This is a genomic window from Wenjunlia tyrosinilytica (assembly GCF_014646055.1).
Lineage (GTDB): Bacteria > Actinomycetota > Actinomycetes > Streptomycetales > Streptomycetaceae > Wenjunlia > Wenjunlia tyrosinilytica.
In genome coordinates this window covers 66830-83143 of record NZ_BMMS01000008.1, presented here as the reverse complement: position 1 = coordinate 83143, position 16314 = coordinate 66830, and the positions used below count along the sequence as shown (strand labels likewise).

The 16314-nt window shown below is 70.2% G+C and carries 17 protein-coding genes; 7 read left to right on the top strand and 10 right to left on the bottom strand.

Annotated features, from left to right (window positions below):
* Positions 1-111 precede the first annotated feature (111 nt).
* The 6 genes from IEY86_RS10935 (at position 112) to IEY86_RS10910 (ending at position 6572) form a co-directional block, all read left to right on the top strand.
* The gene (locus IEY86_RS10935) at positions 112-1998 is read left to right on the top strand and encodes a protein kinase family protein (protein WP_189131388.1); all 1887 of its coding nucleotides are present in this window, start codon (positions 112-114) and stop codon (positions 1996-1998) included.
* Positions 1999-2032: 34 nt separating this feature from the next.
* Positions 2033-2719, top strand: a complete 687-nt coding sequence (sigM, locus tag IEY86_RS10930) for an RNA polymerase sigma factor SigM (RefSeq protein ID WP_189131387.1) — start codon at positions 2033-2035, stop codon at positions 2717-2719.
* Positions 2716-3630 (top strand): anti-sigma factor family protein, encoded by a 915-nt coding sequence (locus IEY86_RS10925; RefSeq protein WP_189131386.1) that lies wholly within the window; start codon positions 2716-2718, stop codon positions 3628-3630. Before sigM ends, IEY86_RS10925 begins: the two co-directional genes overlap by 4 nt.
* Positions 3631-3897: 267 nt before the next feature.
* A complete protein-coding gene (trxB, locus tag IEY86_RS10920) occupies positions 3898-4884 on the top strand; it encodes a thioredoxin-disulfide reductase (RefSeq protein WP_189131385.1) in 987 nt (328 codons plus the stop codon).
* A gap of 90 nt (positions 4885-4974) precedes the next feature.
* Positions 4975-5304: a thioredoxin gene (gene trxA / locus IEY86_RS10915; protein ID WP_189131384.1), complete on the top strand. Its 330-nt coding sequence runs from the start codon at positions 4975-4977 to the stop codon at positions 5302-5304.
* A gap of 98 nt (positions 5305-5402) precedes the next feature.
* Positions 5403-6572: an N-acetylmuramoyl-L-alanine amidase gene (locus IEY86_RS10910; protein WP_229698313.1), complete on the top strand. Its 1170-nt coding sequence runs from the start codon at positions 5403-5405 to the stop codon at positions 6570-6572.
* A 111-nt stretch (positions 6573-6683) separates the two neighbouring features.
* On the opposite strand, the gene IEY86_RS10905 is transcribed toward IEY86_RS10910, so the two are convergent.
* From IEY86_RS10905 to rpmH, 10 genes are all read right to left on the bottom strand, one after another.
* Positions 6684-7301: a GNAT family N-acetyltransferase gene (locus IEY86_RS10905; RefSeq protein WP_189131383.1), complete on the bottom strand. Its 618-nt coding sequence runs from the start codon at positions 7299-7301 to the stop codon at positions 6684-6686.
* Positions 7302-7307: 6 nt separating this feature from the next.
* Entirely contained in the window at positions 7308-7475 is a 168-nt protein-coding gene (locus IEY86_RS10900; protein ID WP_189131382.1) for a hypothetical protein, read from the bottom strand.
* Between the two features lie 238 nt (positions 7476-7713).
* The gene (locus IEY86_RS10895; protein WP_189131381.1) at positions 7714-8790 is read right to left on the bottom strand and encodes a ParB/RepB/Spo0J family partition protein; all 1077 of its coding nucleotides are present in this window, start codon (positions 8788-8790) and stop codon (positions 7714-7716) included.
* Positions 8783-9889, bottom strand: coding sequence for a ParA family protein (locus tag IEY86_RS10890; RefSeq protein WP_189131380.1), 1107 nt, complete (start codon positions 9887-9889; stop codon positions 8783-8785). Before IEY86_RS10890 ends, IEY86_RS10895 begins: the two co-directional genes overlap by 8 nt.
* Positions 9890-10246: 357 nt before the next feature.
* Positions 10247-10978, bottom strand: coding sequence for a 16S rRNA (guanine(527)-N(7))-methyltransferase RsmG (gene rsmG, locus IEY86_RS10885; protein ID WP_189131517.1), 732 nt, complete (start codon positions 10976-10978; stop codon positions 10247-10249).
* Between the two features lie 151 nt (positions 10979-11129).
* Positions 11130-11663 carry a Jag family protein gene (locus tag IEY86_RS10880; protein ID WP_189131379.1) on the bottom strand — a complete coding sequence of 178 codons (534 nt, stop codon included), beginning with the start codon at positions 11661-11663 and terminating at the stop codon, positions 11130-11132.
* Positions 11664-11726: 63 nt separating this feature from the next.
* Positions 11727-12944 carry a membrane protein insertase YidC gene (gene yidC / locus IEY86_RS10875; protein ID WP_189131378.1) on the bottom strand — a complete coding sequence of 406 codons (1218 nt, stop codon included), beginning with the start codon at positions 12942-12944 and terminating at the stop codon, positions 11727-11729.
* Between the two features lie 2 nt (positions 12945-12946).
* Entirely contained in the window at positions 12947-13243 is a 297-nt protein-coding gene (yidD, locus tag IEY86_RS10870; protein ID WP_189131377.1) for a membrane protein insertion efficiency factor YidD, read from the bottom strand.
* Positions 13240-13638 (bottom strand): ribonuclease P protein component, encoded by a 399-nt coding sequence (gene rnpA, locus IEY86_RS10865; RefSeq protein WP_189131376.1) that lies wholly within the window; start codon positions 13636-13638, stop codon positions 13240-13242. The genes yidD and rnpA overlap by 4 nt, the downstream gene beginning before the upstream one ends.
* A 26-nt stretch (positions 13639-13664) precedes the next feature.
* Entirely contained in the window at positions 13665-13802 is a 138-nt protein-coding gene (rpmH, locus tag IEY86_RS10860) for a 50S ribosomal protein L34 (protein ID WP_003975051.1), read from the bottom strand.
* 411 nt (positions 13803-14213) lie between these two features.
* Here rpmH and dnaA point away from each other — a divergent pair, with 411 nt between their 5' ends.
* Entirely contained in the window at positions 14214-16166 is a 1953-nt protein-coding gene (gene dnaA / locus IEY86_RS10855) for a chromosomal replication initiator protein DnaA (RefSeq protein ID WP_308425127.1), read from the top strand.
* Positions 16167-16314 lie beyond the last annotated feature (148 nt).

Genomic DNA, 16314 nt, shown 5'->3' with positions numbered 1-16314 from the left:
CAATGTGCACTCTCGTGAGTCGTGCACAGTGGTCGTCAGTGGGCACAATTGGCTTCGGACGTCTTTTTAGAATCGATGGACGCGCCAACGGATGGGGAGGCAGGAGCGACGGTGGCGGATCGCAGTACGGCTGCCGTCGACGTGGCCAATGAGAGCGGGGCACCGCTGGACGGGGCAGCGGACGCCGCGGCGACCCCCGGGGCCACGATCGACGCGGTGGACAAGGACGAGACGGAAGCGGAGCCCCTACAGGGCCGAACGGGTGAGGACGAGGTGACCACCACCGCCGACACCTCCTTCGACGCGTCCGCGGCCGATGCGTCCACGGCGAAGGCGTCCTCCACCGAGGCGACCGCGGTCACGGAAGAACTCCCCGAAGTCGCCGCCTCCACCGGGCCCCTCGACCTCCCCAAGGTCTGCGAGACGCTGGAGGAGCCCAAGCTCCCCGAGCCGCCCGAGCTCCACAGCGGCCACAAACTCGCCCGCCGCTACCGCCTCGAGGAGTGCGTCACCCGCGCCGACGGCTTCAGCAGCTGGCGCGCCGTCGACGAGATGCTCCGCCGGGCCGTGGGCGTGCACATCCTCCCCTCGGACCATCTGCGGGCCAAGCGCGTCCTGGCCGCCGCCCGTTCGGCGGCCCTGCTCGGCGATCCCCGGTTCGTCCAGGTCCTCGACGCCGTCGAGGAGGATGAGCTCGTCTACGTCGTCCACGAATGGCTGCCGGACGCCACCGAGCTGACCGCCGTGCTCGCCGAAGGCCCCATGCAGCCCTACGAGGCCGACCACATGGTCCGCCAGCTCGCCGAGGCGATGGCCGCCGCCCACCGCGAGGGCCTGTCCCACCTCAAGCTCACCCCGCACGCCGTACTGCGCACCGAGGGCGGCCAGTTCCGCATCCGCGGCCTCGCCGTCGCCGCCGCGCTGCACGGCTGCGAGGCCGACCGTCCGCAGCGGGTGGACACCGAGGCGATCGGCGCGCTGCTGTACGCCGCCATCACCCAGCGCTGGCCCTACTCGGAGGACGCCCACGGGCTCGTCGGGCTGCCCCGCGACATCGGCCTCGTCGCCCCCGACCAGGTGCGCGCGGGCGTGCACCGCGGCCTGTCCGAGCTCGCCATGCGCGCCCTCGTCAACGACGGGGCGACCTCCACCCGCCAGGAGCCGGCCTGCGCCACTCCGGAGGAGCTGGCCAAGGCCGCCGCGGGCATGCCGAGGGTCCGGCCCCCGGAGCCGGAACTCGGGCCGTACCAGCGCACGACGTACCAGCAGGGCAGCTACCGCCAGCCGCCGTCGCGCACCCCGGTGACCCCGGCACCCTCCCCCGTCGCTCCTCCGCCCCCGCCGCCCGCTCTGCCGGGCCGCACCGGCAAGGCCCTGAAATGGGCCGTCTCCGGCCTGCTGATCGCCGCGCTGGGCCTCGGCAGCTGGCAGGTCGCGGACGCGTTCCTGCACAAGGACAAGCACAAGTCCAAGGGCTCCACCTCCTCGTCGGGCTCGACCAAGACCAAGACCAAGCCGAAGACCGTGCCGCTGGGGATCCAGGGGGCCCAGGAGTTCGTGTCCAAGGGGAGCCCGCAGCACCCCAACGACGTCGCGAAGACCTACGACCGCGACAAGACGACGTACTGGCGCACCAGCAGCTACCTCGCGGGGCCCCCGCTGGCCCCCTACAAGGACGGTGTGGGCATCATCTACGACCTGGGCTCGGCCAAGGACGTCACCGGCGTGACGGCCTCGCTGCAGTACCCGGGCAACCGGACCACCGGCGCGCTCTACGCCACCGACTCCCTGCAGGGCGGCCCGCTGTCGTCCATGAAGAAGATCGGCGGCGGCAGCACACAGAACCGGACGCTGAAGATCCAGGGCGGCAAGGCGGTCAGGACGAGGTACGTTCTGTTGTGGCTCACCGAGCTGCCGCACGCGCCGAAGGACGACTTCAGCAACGACGGCTACAAGCAGGGAATAACGGATCTGTCGTTCGCCGGGCTCAAGAAGTGACCCAGGGCCCGGTCCACGAGAAGGGCAAGGGGCGGTGGACGGAGTCGCGGAGCCGCTGAGCGACCGTGAACTCCTGGCACGGCACGTCGCGGGAGACCATGACGCCTTCGGCGAGATCGTCCGCCGGCACCGGGACCGGCTGTGGGCCGTCGCACTGCGGACCCTCGGGGACCGTGAGGAGGCCGCCGACGCCGTCCAGGACGCCTTCGTCTCGGCGTTCCGGGCCGCGCACACCTTCCGGGGGCAGGCCGCCGTCACCACCTGGCTGCACCGGATCACCGTCAACGCCTGTCTGGACCGCCTGCGCAGGGCGGAGAACCGCAGGACCTCCCCCGTCTCGGACTCCGACCGCTTCGAGGAGCTCCTGGAGCCCCACGAGTCGGCCGAGGTGCCCGCGGAGCGCAAGGAGCTGCACTCCGAGCTCGTCACGGCTCTGGGCACCCTGCCGGCCGACCAGCGGGCCGCCCTGGTCCTGGTGGACATGCAGGGCTACCCCGTCGCGGAGGCCGCCGACATCCTGGGCGTGCCGATGGGGACCGTGAAGAGCCGCTGCGCCCGCGGTCGCGCGCGTCTGCTCCCACTGCTCTCGCATCTGCACTCCGGCACCATGGATAACGCGGCCGCGGCGGGGGGAAGGAACCGGACGGGCAGCGCATCCGTCACACCGACGGCAGCACAGCACAAGCCGCGGTCGGACCAGGGCGGAGGTGGTAACCCGTGAACAGCGAACAGAACTTCGTCGGCACCGACGAGCAGCACCCCGAGGTCGAGGAGATCTCCGCGCTCACCGAGGGCGTCCTGCCCCAGGACCGGACCGACGAGGTGCGGGCCCACCTCTTCGGCTGCGAGCTGTGCGCCGATGTCCGCGACTCCCTGGAGGAGATCCGGGGCCTGCTCGGCAGGCTGCCCGGCCCCCCGCAGATGCCCGCGGACGTCGCCGGACGCATCGACGCCGCCCTCGCCGCCGAGACGCTGCTCGCGGCGACCTCGCCGACGCCGGGGGAGCCCGTGGAAAGGCGTCCGGCGTCCACTCCTCAGCGCCGAGCACACGCCGCGGGCGGGCCTGCCCGCAGTGCCCGCAGCGGACCGGGCAGGGGACAGGGCGGGGGCTCCCGCCGCCGCCGTTCGCCGGCCGTGCTCCTCGCTCTCACCTGCGCCCTGGTGGTCCTCGGCTTCAGCGCCTTCTTCATCAGCGCCCTGACCTCCGGCGACAGCGGCAGTGACATGGGCGCCAAGGCGGACCGGGCCACGGCGCCCGTCCACGGCTACACCGACGCCAATCTCGAGCCGACCGTGCGGAAACTGCTCACCTCGGGACAGGACGACTCCAGTGCCAAGTACCACCGGGAGAACGGCGAGACCTCGGAGAGGTCCCCCCTCGTGCGTCCCTCGAAGAACCCTGTCGGGCCGTCCCTGCCGGGCTGCGTACTGAAGGCGACAGGGCGCCCCTCCGAGCAGCCCCTGGCCACCGACCAGGGCGTGTACCGGGGCAAGCAGGTCGACGTGGTGGTCCTGCCCGACCGCTCCGACAGCCGACGCGTCAATGTGTTCCTCGTGGACTCCTCCTGCGCGAACGCGTCGCCCTCCGGCACCGGGACCGTCCTCCTCCAGCGCACGGTCCCCCGTTCCTGAGGCCCGCCTGAAACGCTGCGGACCCACTCGCCGCCTTTCGCCGCCTGCCGACCGACCCTTGCCGACCGACCCTTGCCGACCGACCCTTGCCGCCCGTCTGCCGCCCCCTCGCCGCCCTGCTCCACGCCCCTTGCCCACCACCCCCGTGCCGCGTGTCCGACGTGCCGCGCACGGTGAGCGGGAATGCTCGACACGTAGGATCCGTTAGGCGGGATGAGACTCCCGCAGGGACCCAGACAGCAGTCGGCAGACAGGGAAGTAGACACCGTGAGCGACGTCCGTAACGTGATCATCGTTGGTTCCGGCCCGGCGGGCTACACGGCGGCGCTCTACACCGCCCGCGCATCTCTCAAGCCGCTCGTCTTCGAGGGCGCCGTCACCGCGGGTGGCGCGCTGATGAACACCACGGACGTCGAGAACTACCCGGGCTTCCGCGACGGCATCATGGGCCCGGACCTCATGGAGAACATGAGGGCGCAGGCCGAGCGCTTCGGCGCCGAGCTCGTCCCGGACGACGTCGAGTCCGTCGACCTGAGCGGCGACATCAAGACCGTCACCGACTCCACCGGTGCCGTCCACCGCGCCAAGACGGTCATCGTGGCCACCGGCTCCCAGCACCGCAAGCTGGGGCTGCCCCGCGAGGACGAGCTCTCCGGCCGCGGTGTCTCCTGGTGTGCCACGTGCGACGGCTTCTTCTTCCGCGACCAGGACATCGCGGTGATCGGTGGCGGTGACACCGCCATGGAGGAGGCCACGTTCCTCTCCCGCTTCGCCAAGACGGTCACCGTAGTCCACCGCCGGGACGCCCTGCGCGCCTCGAAGGCCATGCAGGACCGCGCGTTCGCCGACGAGAAGATCAGGTTCATCTGGGACAGCGAGGTCGCCGAGATCCACGGCGAGACCAAGCTCACCGGGCTGACCCTGCGCAACGTCAAGACGGGAGAGACCGCCGAGCTCCCCGTGACCGGCCTGTTCATCGCGATCGGCCACGACCCGCGCACCGAGCTCCTCAAAGGCCAGCTGGACCTGGACGACGAGGGTTACCTCAAGGTCCACGCACCCTCGACCCGCACATCCGTCCAGGGTGTCTTCGGCGCCGGTGACGTCGTCGACCACACCTACCGCCAGGCCATCACGGCGGCCGGCACGGGCTGTTCCGCCGCTCTCGACGCCGAGCGCTACCTGTCGGCGCTGGCGGACGGCGAGCACAGCGAGCACACCCGCGAGCCCGAGCTCACCACCGTCGAAGGCTGACGGAACCCCAGCCAGGGTCCGGGAGCCCTTCGTCCGCCGGGCCCGCATCCGACCAACTGCCACACCGCACTACCACCTGAGGAGATTTCCGTGGCCGGTAACACCATCACCGTCACCGACGCGTCGTTCGAGGAAGACGTCCTCAAGAACGACAAGCCCGTCCTGGTCGACTTCTGGGCGGCATGGTGCGGCCCCTGCCGCCAGATCGCCCCGTCCCTCGAGGCAATCGCGGGCGAGCACAGCGACAAGATTGTCATCGCCAAGGTGAACATCGACGAGAACCCGCAGGTGGCCGCCAAGTACGGCATCCTGTCCATCCCGACGATGAACGTGTACCAGGGCGGCGAGGTCGTGAAGACCATCGTGGGCGCCAAGCCCAAGGCCGCCATCGAGCGCGACCTGGCGGAGTTCATCGGCTGACCCCGAACCCTGCCCGAGAGGCGGCCCGTCCGACGCGGACGGGCCGCCTCTCTCGTGTTTCACGTGAAACAGCCGATCTTCTGCCTACGATCGGGCATGTGAACCATCAGCAGCCCACCTCAGCCATGTTCCTCTGGAAGCTCGGGGACAGCGGCCCCGCCGTCGCCGACATCCGCTCCAGGCTCATCGCCCTGGGCCTGCTGACGGCGGACCGGTCCCCGCAGCACGAGGACCCCGCCACCCAGCCGTTCGACGAGGCCATGGAAGCGGCCGTCCTCCACTTCCAGCAACAGCGGGCACTGAGCGCGGACGGCGTCGTCGGACGGGAGACCTACCGCAATCTCGACGAGGCACGGTGGAAGCTGGGTGACCGCCTTCTCGCCCACACCGTCAGCCACCCCACGGTCGGCGACGATGTGGCACAGCTCCAGCAGCGCCTGCTCGACATGGGCTTCGTCCCCGGACGCGTCGACGGCATCTTCGGTACCGACACCGAGCAGGCCCTACGGGAATTCCAGCGCAACACCGGGCTCCTCCCCGACGGCACCTGTGGGCCGGCCACCTTCACCGTCCTCGCCCGCCTCGCCAGAACCGTCGTCGGCGGCCACCCGCACGTCATGCGCGAGAGCGAGCAACTGCGCCGCTCCGGCCCCTCGCTCGCCGGGAAGGTCCTCGTGCTCGACCCCGGCCACGGTGGAGCGGACACCGGGATCATCGCGAACGGCTTCACCGAGGCGGATCTGATGTGGGAGCTGGCCGCCCGACTCGAAGGCAGGCTCGCCGCCCTGGGAGTGCGCACGTATCTCACCCGGGGCCGCAACACCGGGGGCGACGAGACCCAGCGCGCCGAGTTCGCCAACGCCACCGACGCGGACCTCGCGATCTCCCTGCACGCCGACAGCCACCCCAACGAGGAGGCGAGCGGCAGCTCCACCTACTACTACGGATACGACCAGCACGGGCGCTGGTCCCACACCGGACGCCGATTCGCGGGGCTCGTCCAGCGAGAGCTGGTCGCCAGGACCGGCATCGGCGACAACCGCAGCCACGGCAAGACCTGGACCCTGCTGCGCACGACCCGGATGCCCACGGTGCGCATCGAACTGGGCTACCTCACCAACGCCGACGACGCCAAGAAGCTGGGCTCGTCCGAGGTGCAGGCGCTGGCCGTGGAGGCGATCGCCGTGGCGCTCCAGCGGCTCTACCTCGCTCCGGAGGACGACCACCCGACCGGGATGCTGCACCTGCCCGCCAGCGTCACCGACTGACGCGCTCCCGACGCCCACCCGGGGCCGCCGCGCTCGACGGGCGGACAGGTCGTGTTTCACGTGAAACACGACGCCTGCCACCGCCAGAGCGGCGGACATGGCATCGGGTGCTCACACCGGCCGGAAAACCGGCTCCTTCTGCACCGCGCCCAGGAGCCTCTCCAGCGCCACCTCGACGTCCTCCTTCCAGGAGATCGTCGTGCGCAGCTCCAGCCGCAGCCGGGGGAAGCGGGGGTGCGGACGGACGGTCTTGAAGCCCACCGCCAGCAGATGGTCGGCGGGCAGGACGCACGCGGGCTCCTCCCACTGGGCGTCGCCGAATGCCTCGATCGCCTTGAAGCCGCGCCGCACCAGGTCCTTGGCCACCGTCTGCACCAGCACCCGGCCCAGACCCTGCCCCTGGAAGCCCGGGAGGATCCGAGCGGTCATCAGCTGTACGGCGTCCGGCGACACAGGGCTTGTGGGGAAAGCCGTGGACCGCGGAACGTAGGCCGGGGGAGCGTAGAGCACAAAGCCCGCCAGGACCTCGTCGACATAGACCACGCGCCCGCAGGAGCCCCACTCCAGCAGGACCGCGGAAATCCATGCCTCCTTCTCCAGCTCGGGCGCTCCGGCCTGAACCGCGGCCTCACCACTGACCGGGTCCAACTCCCAGAACACACAGGAGCGGCAGCGCTTCGGCAGATCCGGAAGGTTGTCCAGGGTGAGCGGAACCAGACGACGTCCCATCGGTCCTCAGAACCTCGTTCCCATCGGCCTGGAGACCCCCTGGGGCATCCGGCCACCACGCCGGTCCCGGAAGAGTCCGCCCAGGAATCCTCCGACGGCGCCGATCCCGAGCCCGGTCGCCACCAGGGCGCTGCGCGGCCAGTGTGCGATCCCGTCGCGGCTCAGCGAACGCATGGCAGTCCTCCACAACAGCCGGGAAGCTACGTGGCCTTCCTGAGCGCATCGTATCCATGGGTCCTCGCCGGGCAACACCGCGATCGGGGTGACACGCCAGGACGTCTTGGCTCGCCCCGGACGCCTGGGTGAAGCCCCGGACGCCGAAGGGCCGGTTCGACGTTTCACGTGAAACGTCGAACCGGCCCTTCGGTACTGGCGGTGCCGGCCAGTCGTGGCCGTGACGGCCCGGTCGGATTCAGTCCATCTCGTCCTCGTCGCTCTCCCCGGAGAGGCTCTGCTGGAGCACCTTGCCCTCACCCGGCGCCATCGCGCCCAGGATCCGCTCCAGGTCCTCGACCGAGGCGAACTCCACCACGATCTTCCCCTTCTTCTGCCCGAGGTCCACCTTCACCCGGGTCTCGAAGCGATCGGACAGCCTGGCCCCCAGGTCCGCGAGCGCGGGAGACAGACGCTTGCCCGCACGCGGCCCCTTGGGCCGGGACGAGGGCATGTCCCCCAGCTCCATGAGCCTGACGATCTCCTCGACCGAGCGCACCGACAGCCCCTCGGCGATGGTGCGCTCGGCCAGCCGGATCTGCTGTTCGATGTCGTCCACCTTCACCAGGGCCCTGGCGTGGCCGGCGGAGATCACTCCTGCCGCCACCTTGCTCTGCACCGGAGGCGACAGCTTCAGCAGCCGGAGGGTGTTGGTGACATGAGGACGGGAGCGGCCGATCCGGTCGGCCAGCTCGTCGTGCGTGCAGGAGAAGTCCTCCAGGAGCTGGTCGTAGGCGGCCGCCTCCTCCAGCGGGTTGAGCTGGGCCCGGTGCAGGTTCTCCAGGAGGGCGTCCAGGAGAAGCTTGTCGTCCTCGGTCGCCCGCACAATCGCGGGAATCCGCTCCAGACCGGCTTCCCGACTCGCCCGCCACCGGCGCTCGCCCATGATGAGCTCGTAGCGCTCCGGCCCGGTCCTGCGCACCACGACCGGCTGGAGCAGGCCCACCTCCTTGATGGAGTGGACCAGTTCGAGCAGAGCGTCCTCGTCGAAGTGCTCACGGGGCTGGCGCGGGTTGGGTGTGATGGCGTCGAGCGGCAGCTCGGCGAAGTGCGCTCCGGCGACTCCCTCGGTTTCACGTGAAACGTCGTTCCCCACGACCGCGAGGCTCGCCGCGGTCACGCCACGCTCGGCGGTGAAGACCTGGGGGACCGCCGTCGGCGAGGAGGCACCCTGGCTGATCACGGTGGGACCGGCGGTCCCACTTCCCGCGCCGTCCGCTGCCGGAGGGATCAGGGCACCCAGCCCACGGCCGAGTCCCCTGCGTCGCTCAGTCACTGAAACCCTCCGAAGTGGCGCTGCTCTGCTGGCTGTTCATGTGGTTCTGCGGTGCGTCGTACGAGACATCGATCCGGCCGGCAGTGGGGACGCCCCGCAGGGCGATCTCCCTGGCCGCCTCGAAGTACGAGAGGGCCCCGCTGGACCCGGGATCGTAGGTGAGCACGGTCTGCCCGTAGCTCGGCGCCTCGGAGATACGCACCGAGCGGGGAATGCTCGTACGCAGCACCTCATTGCCGAAGTGGGTGCGCACCTCGTCCGCCACCTGTGAGGCCAGCCTCGTACGGCCGTCGTACATCGTGAGCAGGATGGTGGAGACATGGAGGTCGGGGTTGAGGTGGCCGCGCACCAACTCCACATTCCGCAGCAGCTGACCGAGCCCCTCCAACGCGTAGTACTCGCACTGGATGGGGATGAGCACCTCGGCGCCGGCCACCAGGGCGTTGACGGTCAGCAGGCCCAGTGACGGCGGGCAGTCGATGAGGATGTAGTCCAGCGGCTGCTCGTACGCCTGGATGGCCCGCTGCAGCCTGCTCTCCCGGGCCACCAGCGAGACCAACTCGATCTCGGCGCCCGCCAGGTCGATGGTCGCGGGGGCACAGAACAGACCCTCCACGTCCGGCACCGGCTGCACCACATCGGCCAGCGGCTTGCTCTCCACCAGCACGTCGTAGATGGAGGGCACCTCGGCGTGGTGGTCGATGCCGAGCGCGGTGGAGGCATTGCCCTGCGGGTCGAGGTCGACCACCAGGACGCGGGAGCCGTGCAGGGCCAGGGAGGCGGCCAGGTTGACCGTCGTGGTGGTCTTGCCGACGCCGCCCTTCTGGTTGGCGACGACGATGACACGGGTCTGTTCCGGTCGGGGCAGGCCCTCACCGGCACGTCCCATGGCTTCGACTGCGAGCTGGGCAGCCCGGCCGATGGGGGTGTCGTCCATCGGTGGCGGTGTCTCACGGGACAGGTCCGTCCCACCCGACTCGCTCCGCGGACCCGGGACCGGATCGGTCACCGGACCCGCGACATTGGATTCGGACCGCAAGGGTTCACTCTCCGGTGCGCTCTCAGGGACTTCAGACTCACGACATACAGAGCCTGCCATGCCTTCGGCACCAGAAACTACAGAGGGCCCTGGTTCAGCGCCCGAATCCACCTCTTCGGTGCGGGAATCCCCCGTGGCGGCGGGCTTCCGCGTGGTGGCACGTCGTGCGCGAGCGGGAGCGGGTGGAGGAAGGGGAGCAGGGGCCGTGGTCGAAGCGCGACCACGGCTGAGGATCCCTGGCAGCAGCGAGCGACGATGTTTCACGTGAAACACGATGCCCCGCGGCCGGTCGTATCCAGGGCGCGACACTCCGCTTTGTGGATACTGTCCCGATTTACCCAGAGACCGATGGGCCGATGGCCGACCGGCCGCTGATGGGCCGACCGCCCCGGGAAAGCAGCCGGGACGACCAGCGCCTCAGCGCCGGCGTCGGCCGCCTCCGCGGGCCGAGCGGTTGGCCCGGACGGCCTTGGCCCGCCGGGCCGCGGCCTTCACCCCGCCGGGGCTCTCCCCCACCAGCACTCGCACGACGGTGGACGGCACCTCGAGCACATCCTCGCCCGCCTGCACCACGGACCACTCCACCGCGCCGAGCTTGTGCAGGGCGTCCCGCGCCGCCGCGAGCTCCTCCTCGGCCGTGTCGCCCTTGAGCGCGAGCATCTCCCCGCGCTGGCGCAGCAGGGGAAGCCCCCATCCGGCGAGGCGGTCCAGGGGCGCTACGGCACGGGCGGTGACCACATCCACCTGAGGCAGCTTGCCCACCATCTCCTCGGCACGCCCACGTGCCACGGTCACATTCTCCAGCCCCAGCTCACGCACGGCCTCCTCCAGGAAGGTCGTCCGCCGCAGCAGCGGCTCCAGGAGTGTGATCCGAAGATCGGGCCTGGTGAGCGCCAGCGGAATACCCGGCAGCCCGGCGCCCGAGCCGACGTCGCACACGGAGACATCGGCGGGAACCACCTCGGACAGCACCGCGCAGTTCAGCAGGTGGCGCTCCCAGAGCCTGGGCACCTCACGCGGCCCGATGAGACCGCGGCGCACGCCCGCGTCCGCCAGGAGCTCCGCGTACCGCACGGCCTGCGGGAAATACTCACCGAAAACCGCCTTGGCCTGCTCCGGCGCCGGCGGAAGCTCCGCTGCCTCGATCACGGGATCCACGGGACCGTCCTTCCCATCCGCCCTCCTCGCCCCCGGAAGGGCGGGAGGAGCACTTGCTGCACGCTCTCTATCAGGCTGACACAACAATCGGCCCCGCCTGTTCCCAGGCGGGGCCGAGACAACGCACTGCCGCGCTCGGGCGTCAGACCGGAAGCACGACCACCCGGCGCTGAGGCTCCTCGCCCTCGGACTCGCTCCGCAGCCCGGCCGCGGCCACGGCGTCGTGGACGACCTTGCGCTCGAAGGGGGTCATCGGCCGCAGTTTCACGGGCTGCCCCGTGCCCTTGGCCTCCTCGGCCGCCTTCGCGCCCAGCTCCGCGAGTTCCTCGCGCTTGCGCGCCCGGAAGCCGGCGATGTCCAGCATCAGGCGGCTGCGGTCACCGGTCTCGCGGTGCACGGCCAGCCTGGTGAGCTCCTGCAGAGCCTCCAGCACCTCGCCGTCCCGGCCGACCAGCTTCTGCAGGTCCCTGCCGGAGCCGCTCTCGGCGACGATGGAGACAGCGGCGCGGTCGCCCTCGACGTCCATGTCGATGTCACCGTCGAGGTCGGCGATGTCCAGCAGCCCCTCGAGGTAGTCGGCCGCGATCTCCCCTTCCTGCTCGAGCCTGGTCAGGCTGTCCGCGTCGGCGGGGGCGGAGACAGTGCCCTCGGCGGTGGGGGTGGTGCCTTCCGTCACGGATGGACTCCTATCGGATCTTCTCGTACGAGGTCTGGGGCGGGATTGCGGTCCCCGGCGGGACTACTTCTTGCTCGGGCGTGAGCCCGTCGGCTGGCGTGGCTTGCCGCCCTTGCGCTGCTGGCCGCCCTTGCCGCCGCGTCCCGCCTTGCTCTGGGCGCCCTGGCTGCCCTGGCCCCTCGCCGCCTGCTGGGGCTTCTTCTGCAGATCCGGCGTGGCGTCGGAGGGCTCGTCGGCCACGGCGTCGGCGGCGTCCGCGGCGTCCGCCTTGGCCGCACCCGTGGAGGCCGCGGCACCCGAGGGCGCGGCCGCGGCGGCACCGCTCTGGCGCTGTGCCTTGGTCTGGCGCTTCGGCTGATGGCGCTTGGCCGGCCCCGCGTCGGCGGGCTGATCGGCGGTGGCGGTGGCCGCGACGGCCTCGATGGCGACGACCTTGCCGGTCTTCGGGTCGAGCTGCTTGCCCTTGGCCTTCAGGCGCTCCACGCGCTCGGTGAAGGCCTTGCTGCCCGGGGTCGGGTTGCGTCGGATCACCACGAGCTGCTGGCCCATGGTCCAGGCGTTGGTGGTCAGCCAGTAGACCAGGACACCGACGGGGAAGTTGATACCGAAGACGGCGAACATGATCGGGAAGACGTACATCAGCATCTTCTGCTGCTGCATGAACGGCGTCTTCACGGAGAGGTCGACGTTCTTCGTCATCAGCTGGCGCTGCGTGATGAACTGCGACGCCGACATCAGGAGGATCATGACGACCGTGACCACGCGTACGTCGGTGACCGTCGCGCCGAGATCATGGAGCTTGGCGGCGCTGTCGGTGAACTTCGCCGACAGCGGGGCACCGAAGATATGGGCGTCACGGGCGCTGTTGACGAGAGCCTGGTCGTCGATGACGCCGACCGTCTTGCCCTTCGCGATGTAGCTGAGCACGTGGTACAGCGCGAAGAAGAACGGCGACTGCACCAGGATGGGAAGGCACGAGGAGAACGGGTTGGTGCCCGTCTCCTTGTACAGCTTCATCATCTCTTCGGACTGACGCTGCTTGTCGCTCTTGTAGCGCTCCTGGATCGCCTTCATCTTCGGCTGGAGCGCCTGCATGTTCCGGGTCGCCTTGATCTGCTTCACGAAGAGCGGGATCAGGCAGATCCGGATCAGCACCACCAGCGAGACGATGGAAAGGCCCCAAGCCCACCCGCTGTCAGGGTCGAAGATGTGGCCGTACAGCGAGTGGAATTGGACGATGATCCACGACACTGCGTCGTAGAGCGGGTTCAAGAGACCCACGGTCAGGCTCCTTGGGCATTGTGCGCGGGGGCAGGGCTACTGTCGGCTCCACCGTGCTTGGCGCGCCGGAAGATCGGGGGCCGCTTGCGCGGCGGTACGTGGTCGACACCGCCGGCCGACCAGGGGTTGCAGCGCAGAATCCGCCACACGGTCAGGTATGTGCCCTTCACCGCGCCGTGCACGGAGATGGCCTCGTATCCGTAGTGGGAGCACGAGGGGTAGTACTTGCACACAGGGCCCAGCAGCGGGCTGATGGTCCACTGGTAAAGCTTGATCAGCCCGAGCAGCGGGTATTTCATGTCGCCCCTCCTGCCTTGGCCGGCAGTAGCCGCTGGAGTGCGGCATCGAGGTCGCGGGCCAGCTCGGTGTACTCCGCGACGCCTGCCCCGGGCAATGCCCGTACGACTATCAGGCTACCGGGGGGCAGAAGCCTCAGGCGTTCCCGGACAAGATGCCGCAGTCTGCGCTTGACCAGATTGCGGACCACGGCCGGACCCACGGCCTTGCTGACGACGAAACCCGCACGCGCCGGGGGGAGCATCCCCCCGGTTGCGTGCGGGTCGCCGTGGTCCCTGTTCAGGGGCGTACCGCTTCTCAGATGCACTACCAGGAGCGGGCGGCCGGCCCGGCGTCCGCGGCGAACCGCGGTCGCGAAGTCCTGGCGCCGCCTCAGCCGGTTCTCGGTGGGCAGCACGGCATGACCTGACCTGGTGTGCGCGATCAGGCGGACAGGCGCGCGCGGCCCTTGCTGCGGCGGGTCGCCAGGATGGCGCGACCGGCACGGGTGCGCATGCGCAACCGGAAGCCGTGGGTCTTCGCGCGGCGGCGGTTGTTCGGCTGGAAGGTGCGCTTGCTCACTCGGGGGCTCCAGGAAATCGTGATGCGGGGCGTCGCCTGGCTGTCACCGTGCGCCCACGAGAAGCTCGCGACACGCTCTAGTGGTGTACCGCTTCCCGATCACCGAAATGATCCTGCCCATCGGAGGCATGCGGCAGCAGCCATCGACAACTCGACCTGGTCACGGTACGCGGGACTGCTCCATCCGGTCAAACCGAGCCCGCCGGTTCCCGGCCGACCCGCCGGACTCCTCCCCGGAGGCCGTCGCGCCGTGGGACCATGGCACATTTGTACACAGCCTGTGGACAACAACTTGAAGCAGGCACCCGGGCTGATTACCGTTGCTGGACTTCCCGTGTTCCCCGCCCTTCCCAGGAACAACACCGCCGTGGGAGCCAGCGAGCCCATACCCCAAGCGAGAGAGCGTGCACTGTGGCTGATGTAACCGCCGATCTTGCCGCAGGGTGGGCCAGGGTCATCGACCGGCTGAGCGCCGACGAGAGCGTGGAGGCGAAGGACAAGCGCTGGCTCCAGACCAGCCAGGCGCTGGCGCTGGTGTCCGACACGGCCCTGCTGGCCGTGCCCAACGAGTTCGCCAAGGGCGTCCTCGAGGGCCGGTTGCTCAAGCAGATCACCGAGAACCTCACCCATGAATTCGGCCGTCCCATCCGGATCGCCGTCACCGTCAACCCCTCGGCGGCAGCCTCGCCGCCGCCACCGCAGGCCGAGCCCGCGCCGCAGCCCCAGCCCGGCTACGGGGAGCCCCGCCGCGAGTACGAGCAGGACGGTTACGGGCGCGGCCACCAGGACCCCGGGTACGACCCCCGCCCGGGCGATGGCCCGGGCGGCCGGGGACCGGGTCCGGGCTATCAGGGCGGCGGATACGGCGAGCAGGAGCCGGCCTGGCGCCGGCCCGAGTACGGCGGCCACCTCGGGCCCGAGCGTCACGCGGGCCCCGAGCGTCACCCCGGCCCCGACCGTCACCCCGGATCCGATCGTCACTCAAGCCCTGATCACCACCACGGCCACAACGGACCCGGCAGTCACAGCGCCCCCGGCGGCCAGGACGGCTGGCAGCAGCCCCGCCTCGGCTATCCCGACCACGACACCTACGCGCCCCGCACCGACTGGTCCGCGCAGACGCCCGAGCGGCGCCAGCAGTCCATGGACCTGCCGGCGCTGCCCAACCAGCGCGGGGAGCACCTGCCCGACCGGAGTGAGCGCGGCGGCGCCGGGGAGCAGGGGCGCTCTTCGCAGCCCCAGCCCCGCTCCGGACGCCCGGACCTGCCCGCCCCCAGCGGCGCCCCCGGCCCCTTGGCCGCCAAGCCCGGTCCGGCGCCGGGACCCGGTGAGCCCGCGGCGCGGCTGAACCCCAAGTACCTCTTCGACACATTCGTCATCGGCGCCAGCAACCGCTTCGCGCACGCCGCCGCCGTCGCCGTCGCCGAAGCCCCCGCCAAGGCCTACAACCCGCTGTTCATCTACGGCGAGTCCGGCCTCGGCAAGACGCACCTGCTGCACGCCATCGGGCACTACGCCCGCAGCCTCTACGAGGGCACGCGGGTGCGGTACGTGAGCTCCGAGGAGTTCACCAACGAGTTCATCAACTCCATCCGGGACGGCAAGGCGGACGGCTTCCGCAAGCGGTACCGGGACATGGACATCCTGCTCGTGGACGACATCCAGTTCCTGGAGACCAAGGAGCAGACCCAGGAGGAGTTCTTCCACACCTTCAACACCCTCCACAACGCCAACAAGCAGATCGTGATCTCCTCCGACCGGCCGCCCAAGCAGCTGGTCACCCTGGAGGACCGGCTGCGCAACCGGTTCGAGTGGGGCCTGATCACCGACGTCCAGCCGCCCGAGCTGGAGACGCGCATCGCGATCCTTCGCAAGAAGGCGATCCAGGAGCAGCTGAACGCTCCTCCGGAGGTGCTCGAGTTCATCGCGAGCCGGATCTCCCGCAACATCCGGGAACTCGAGGGCGCGCTCATCCGGGTCACCGCCTTCGCGAGCCTGAACCGGCAGCCGGTGGACCTCCAGCTGACCGAGATCGTGCTCAAGGACCTCATGCCGGGCGGCGACGACGCCGGCCCCGAGATCACCGCGACGACGATCATGGCGTCCACGGCCTCGTACTTCGGGCTCACGGTGGACGACCTGTGCGGGCCCTCCCGCAGCCGGGTCATCGTCACGGCCCGCCAGATCGCGATGTACCTGTGCCGGGAGCTCACCGACCTGTCGCTGCCCAAGATCGGGGCGCAGTTCGGCAGCCGCGACCACACCACGGTGATGCACGCGGACCGCAAGATCCGCACTCTGATGGCCGAGCGGCGCTCCATCTACAACCAGGTCACCGAGCTGACCAACCGCATCAAGAGCTGAGACCGGGCCGGAGACGGCCGAGGGGCTCGCGGGGACCGCACATCCCCGGCGGGCCCTTTGCTTTGCCTGTGCGCCATCGTGCGCTCCCCGGTGCCCGTTTCCCCGCCCGCTTTCCCGCCTTCCCCGCCGCTTCCCCGGCCACTTCTTC

Coding starts and splice junctions, on each gene's coding strand:
- IEY86_RS10900 (WP_189131382.1), bottom strand. CDS start 7,475: ATGCGTTCGCTGAGCCGCGACGGGATCGCACACTGGCCGCGCAGCGCC.
- yidD (WP_189131377.1), bottom strand. CDS start 13,243: ATGAAATACCCGCTGCTCGGGCTGATCAAGCTTTACCAGTGGACCATC.
- IEY86_RS10905 (WP_189131383.1), bottom strand. CDS start 7,301: ATGGGACGTCGTCTGGTTCCGCTCACCCTGGACAACCTTCCGGATCTG.
- IEY86_RS10890 (WP_189131380.1), bottom strand. CDS start 9,889: ATGGCAGGCTCTGTATGTCGTGAGTCTGAAGTCCCTGAGAGCGCACCG.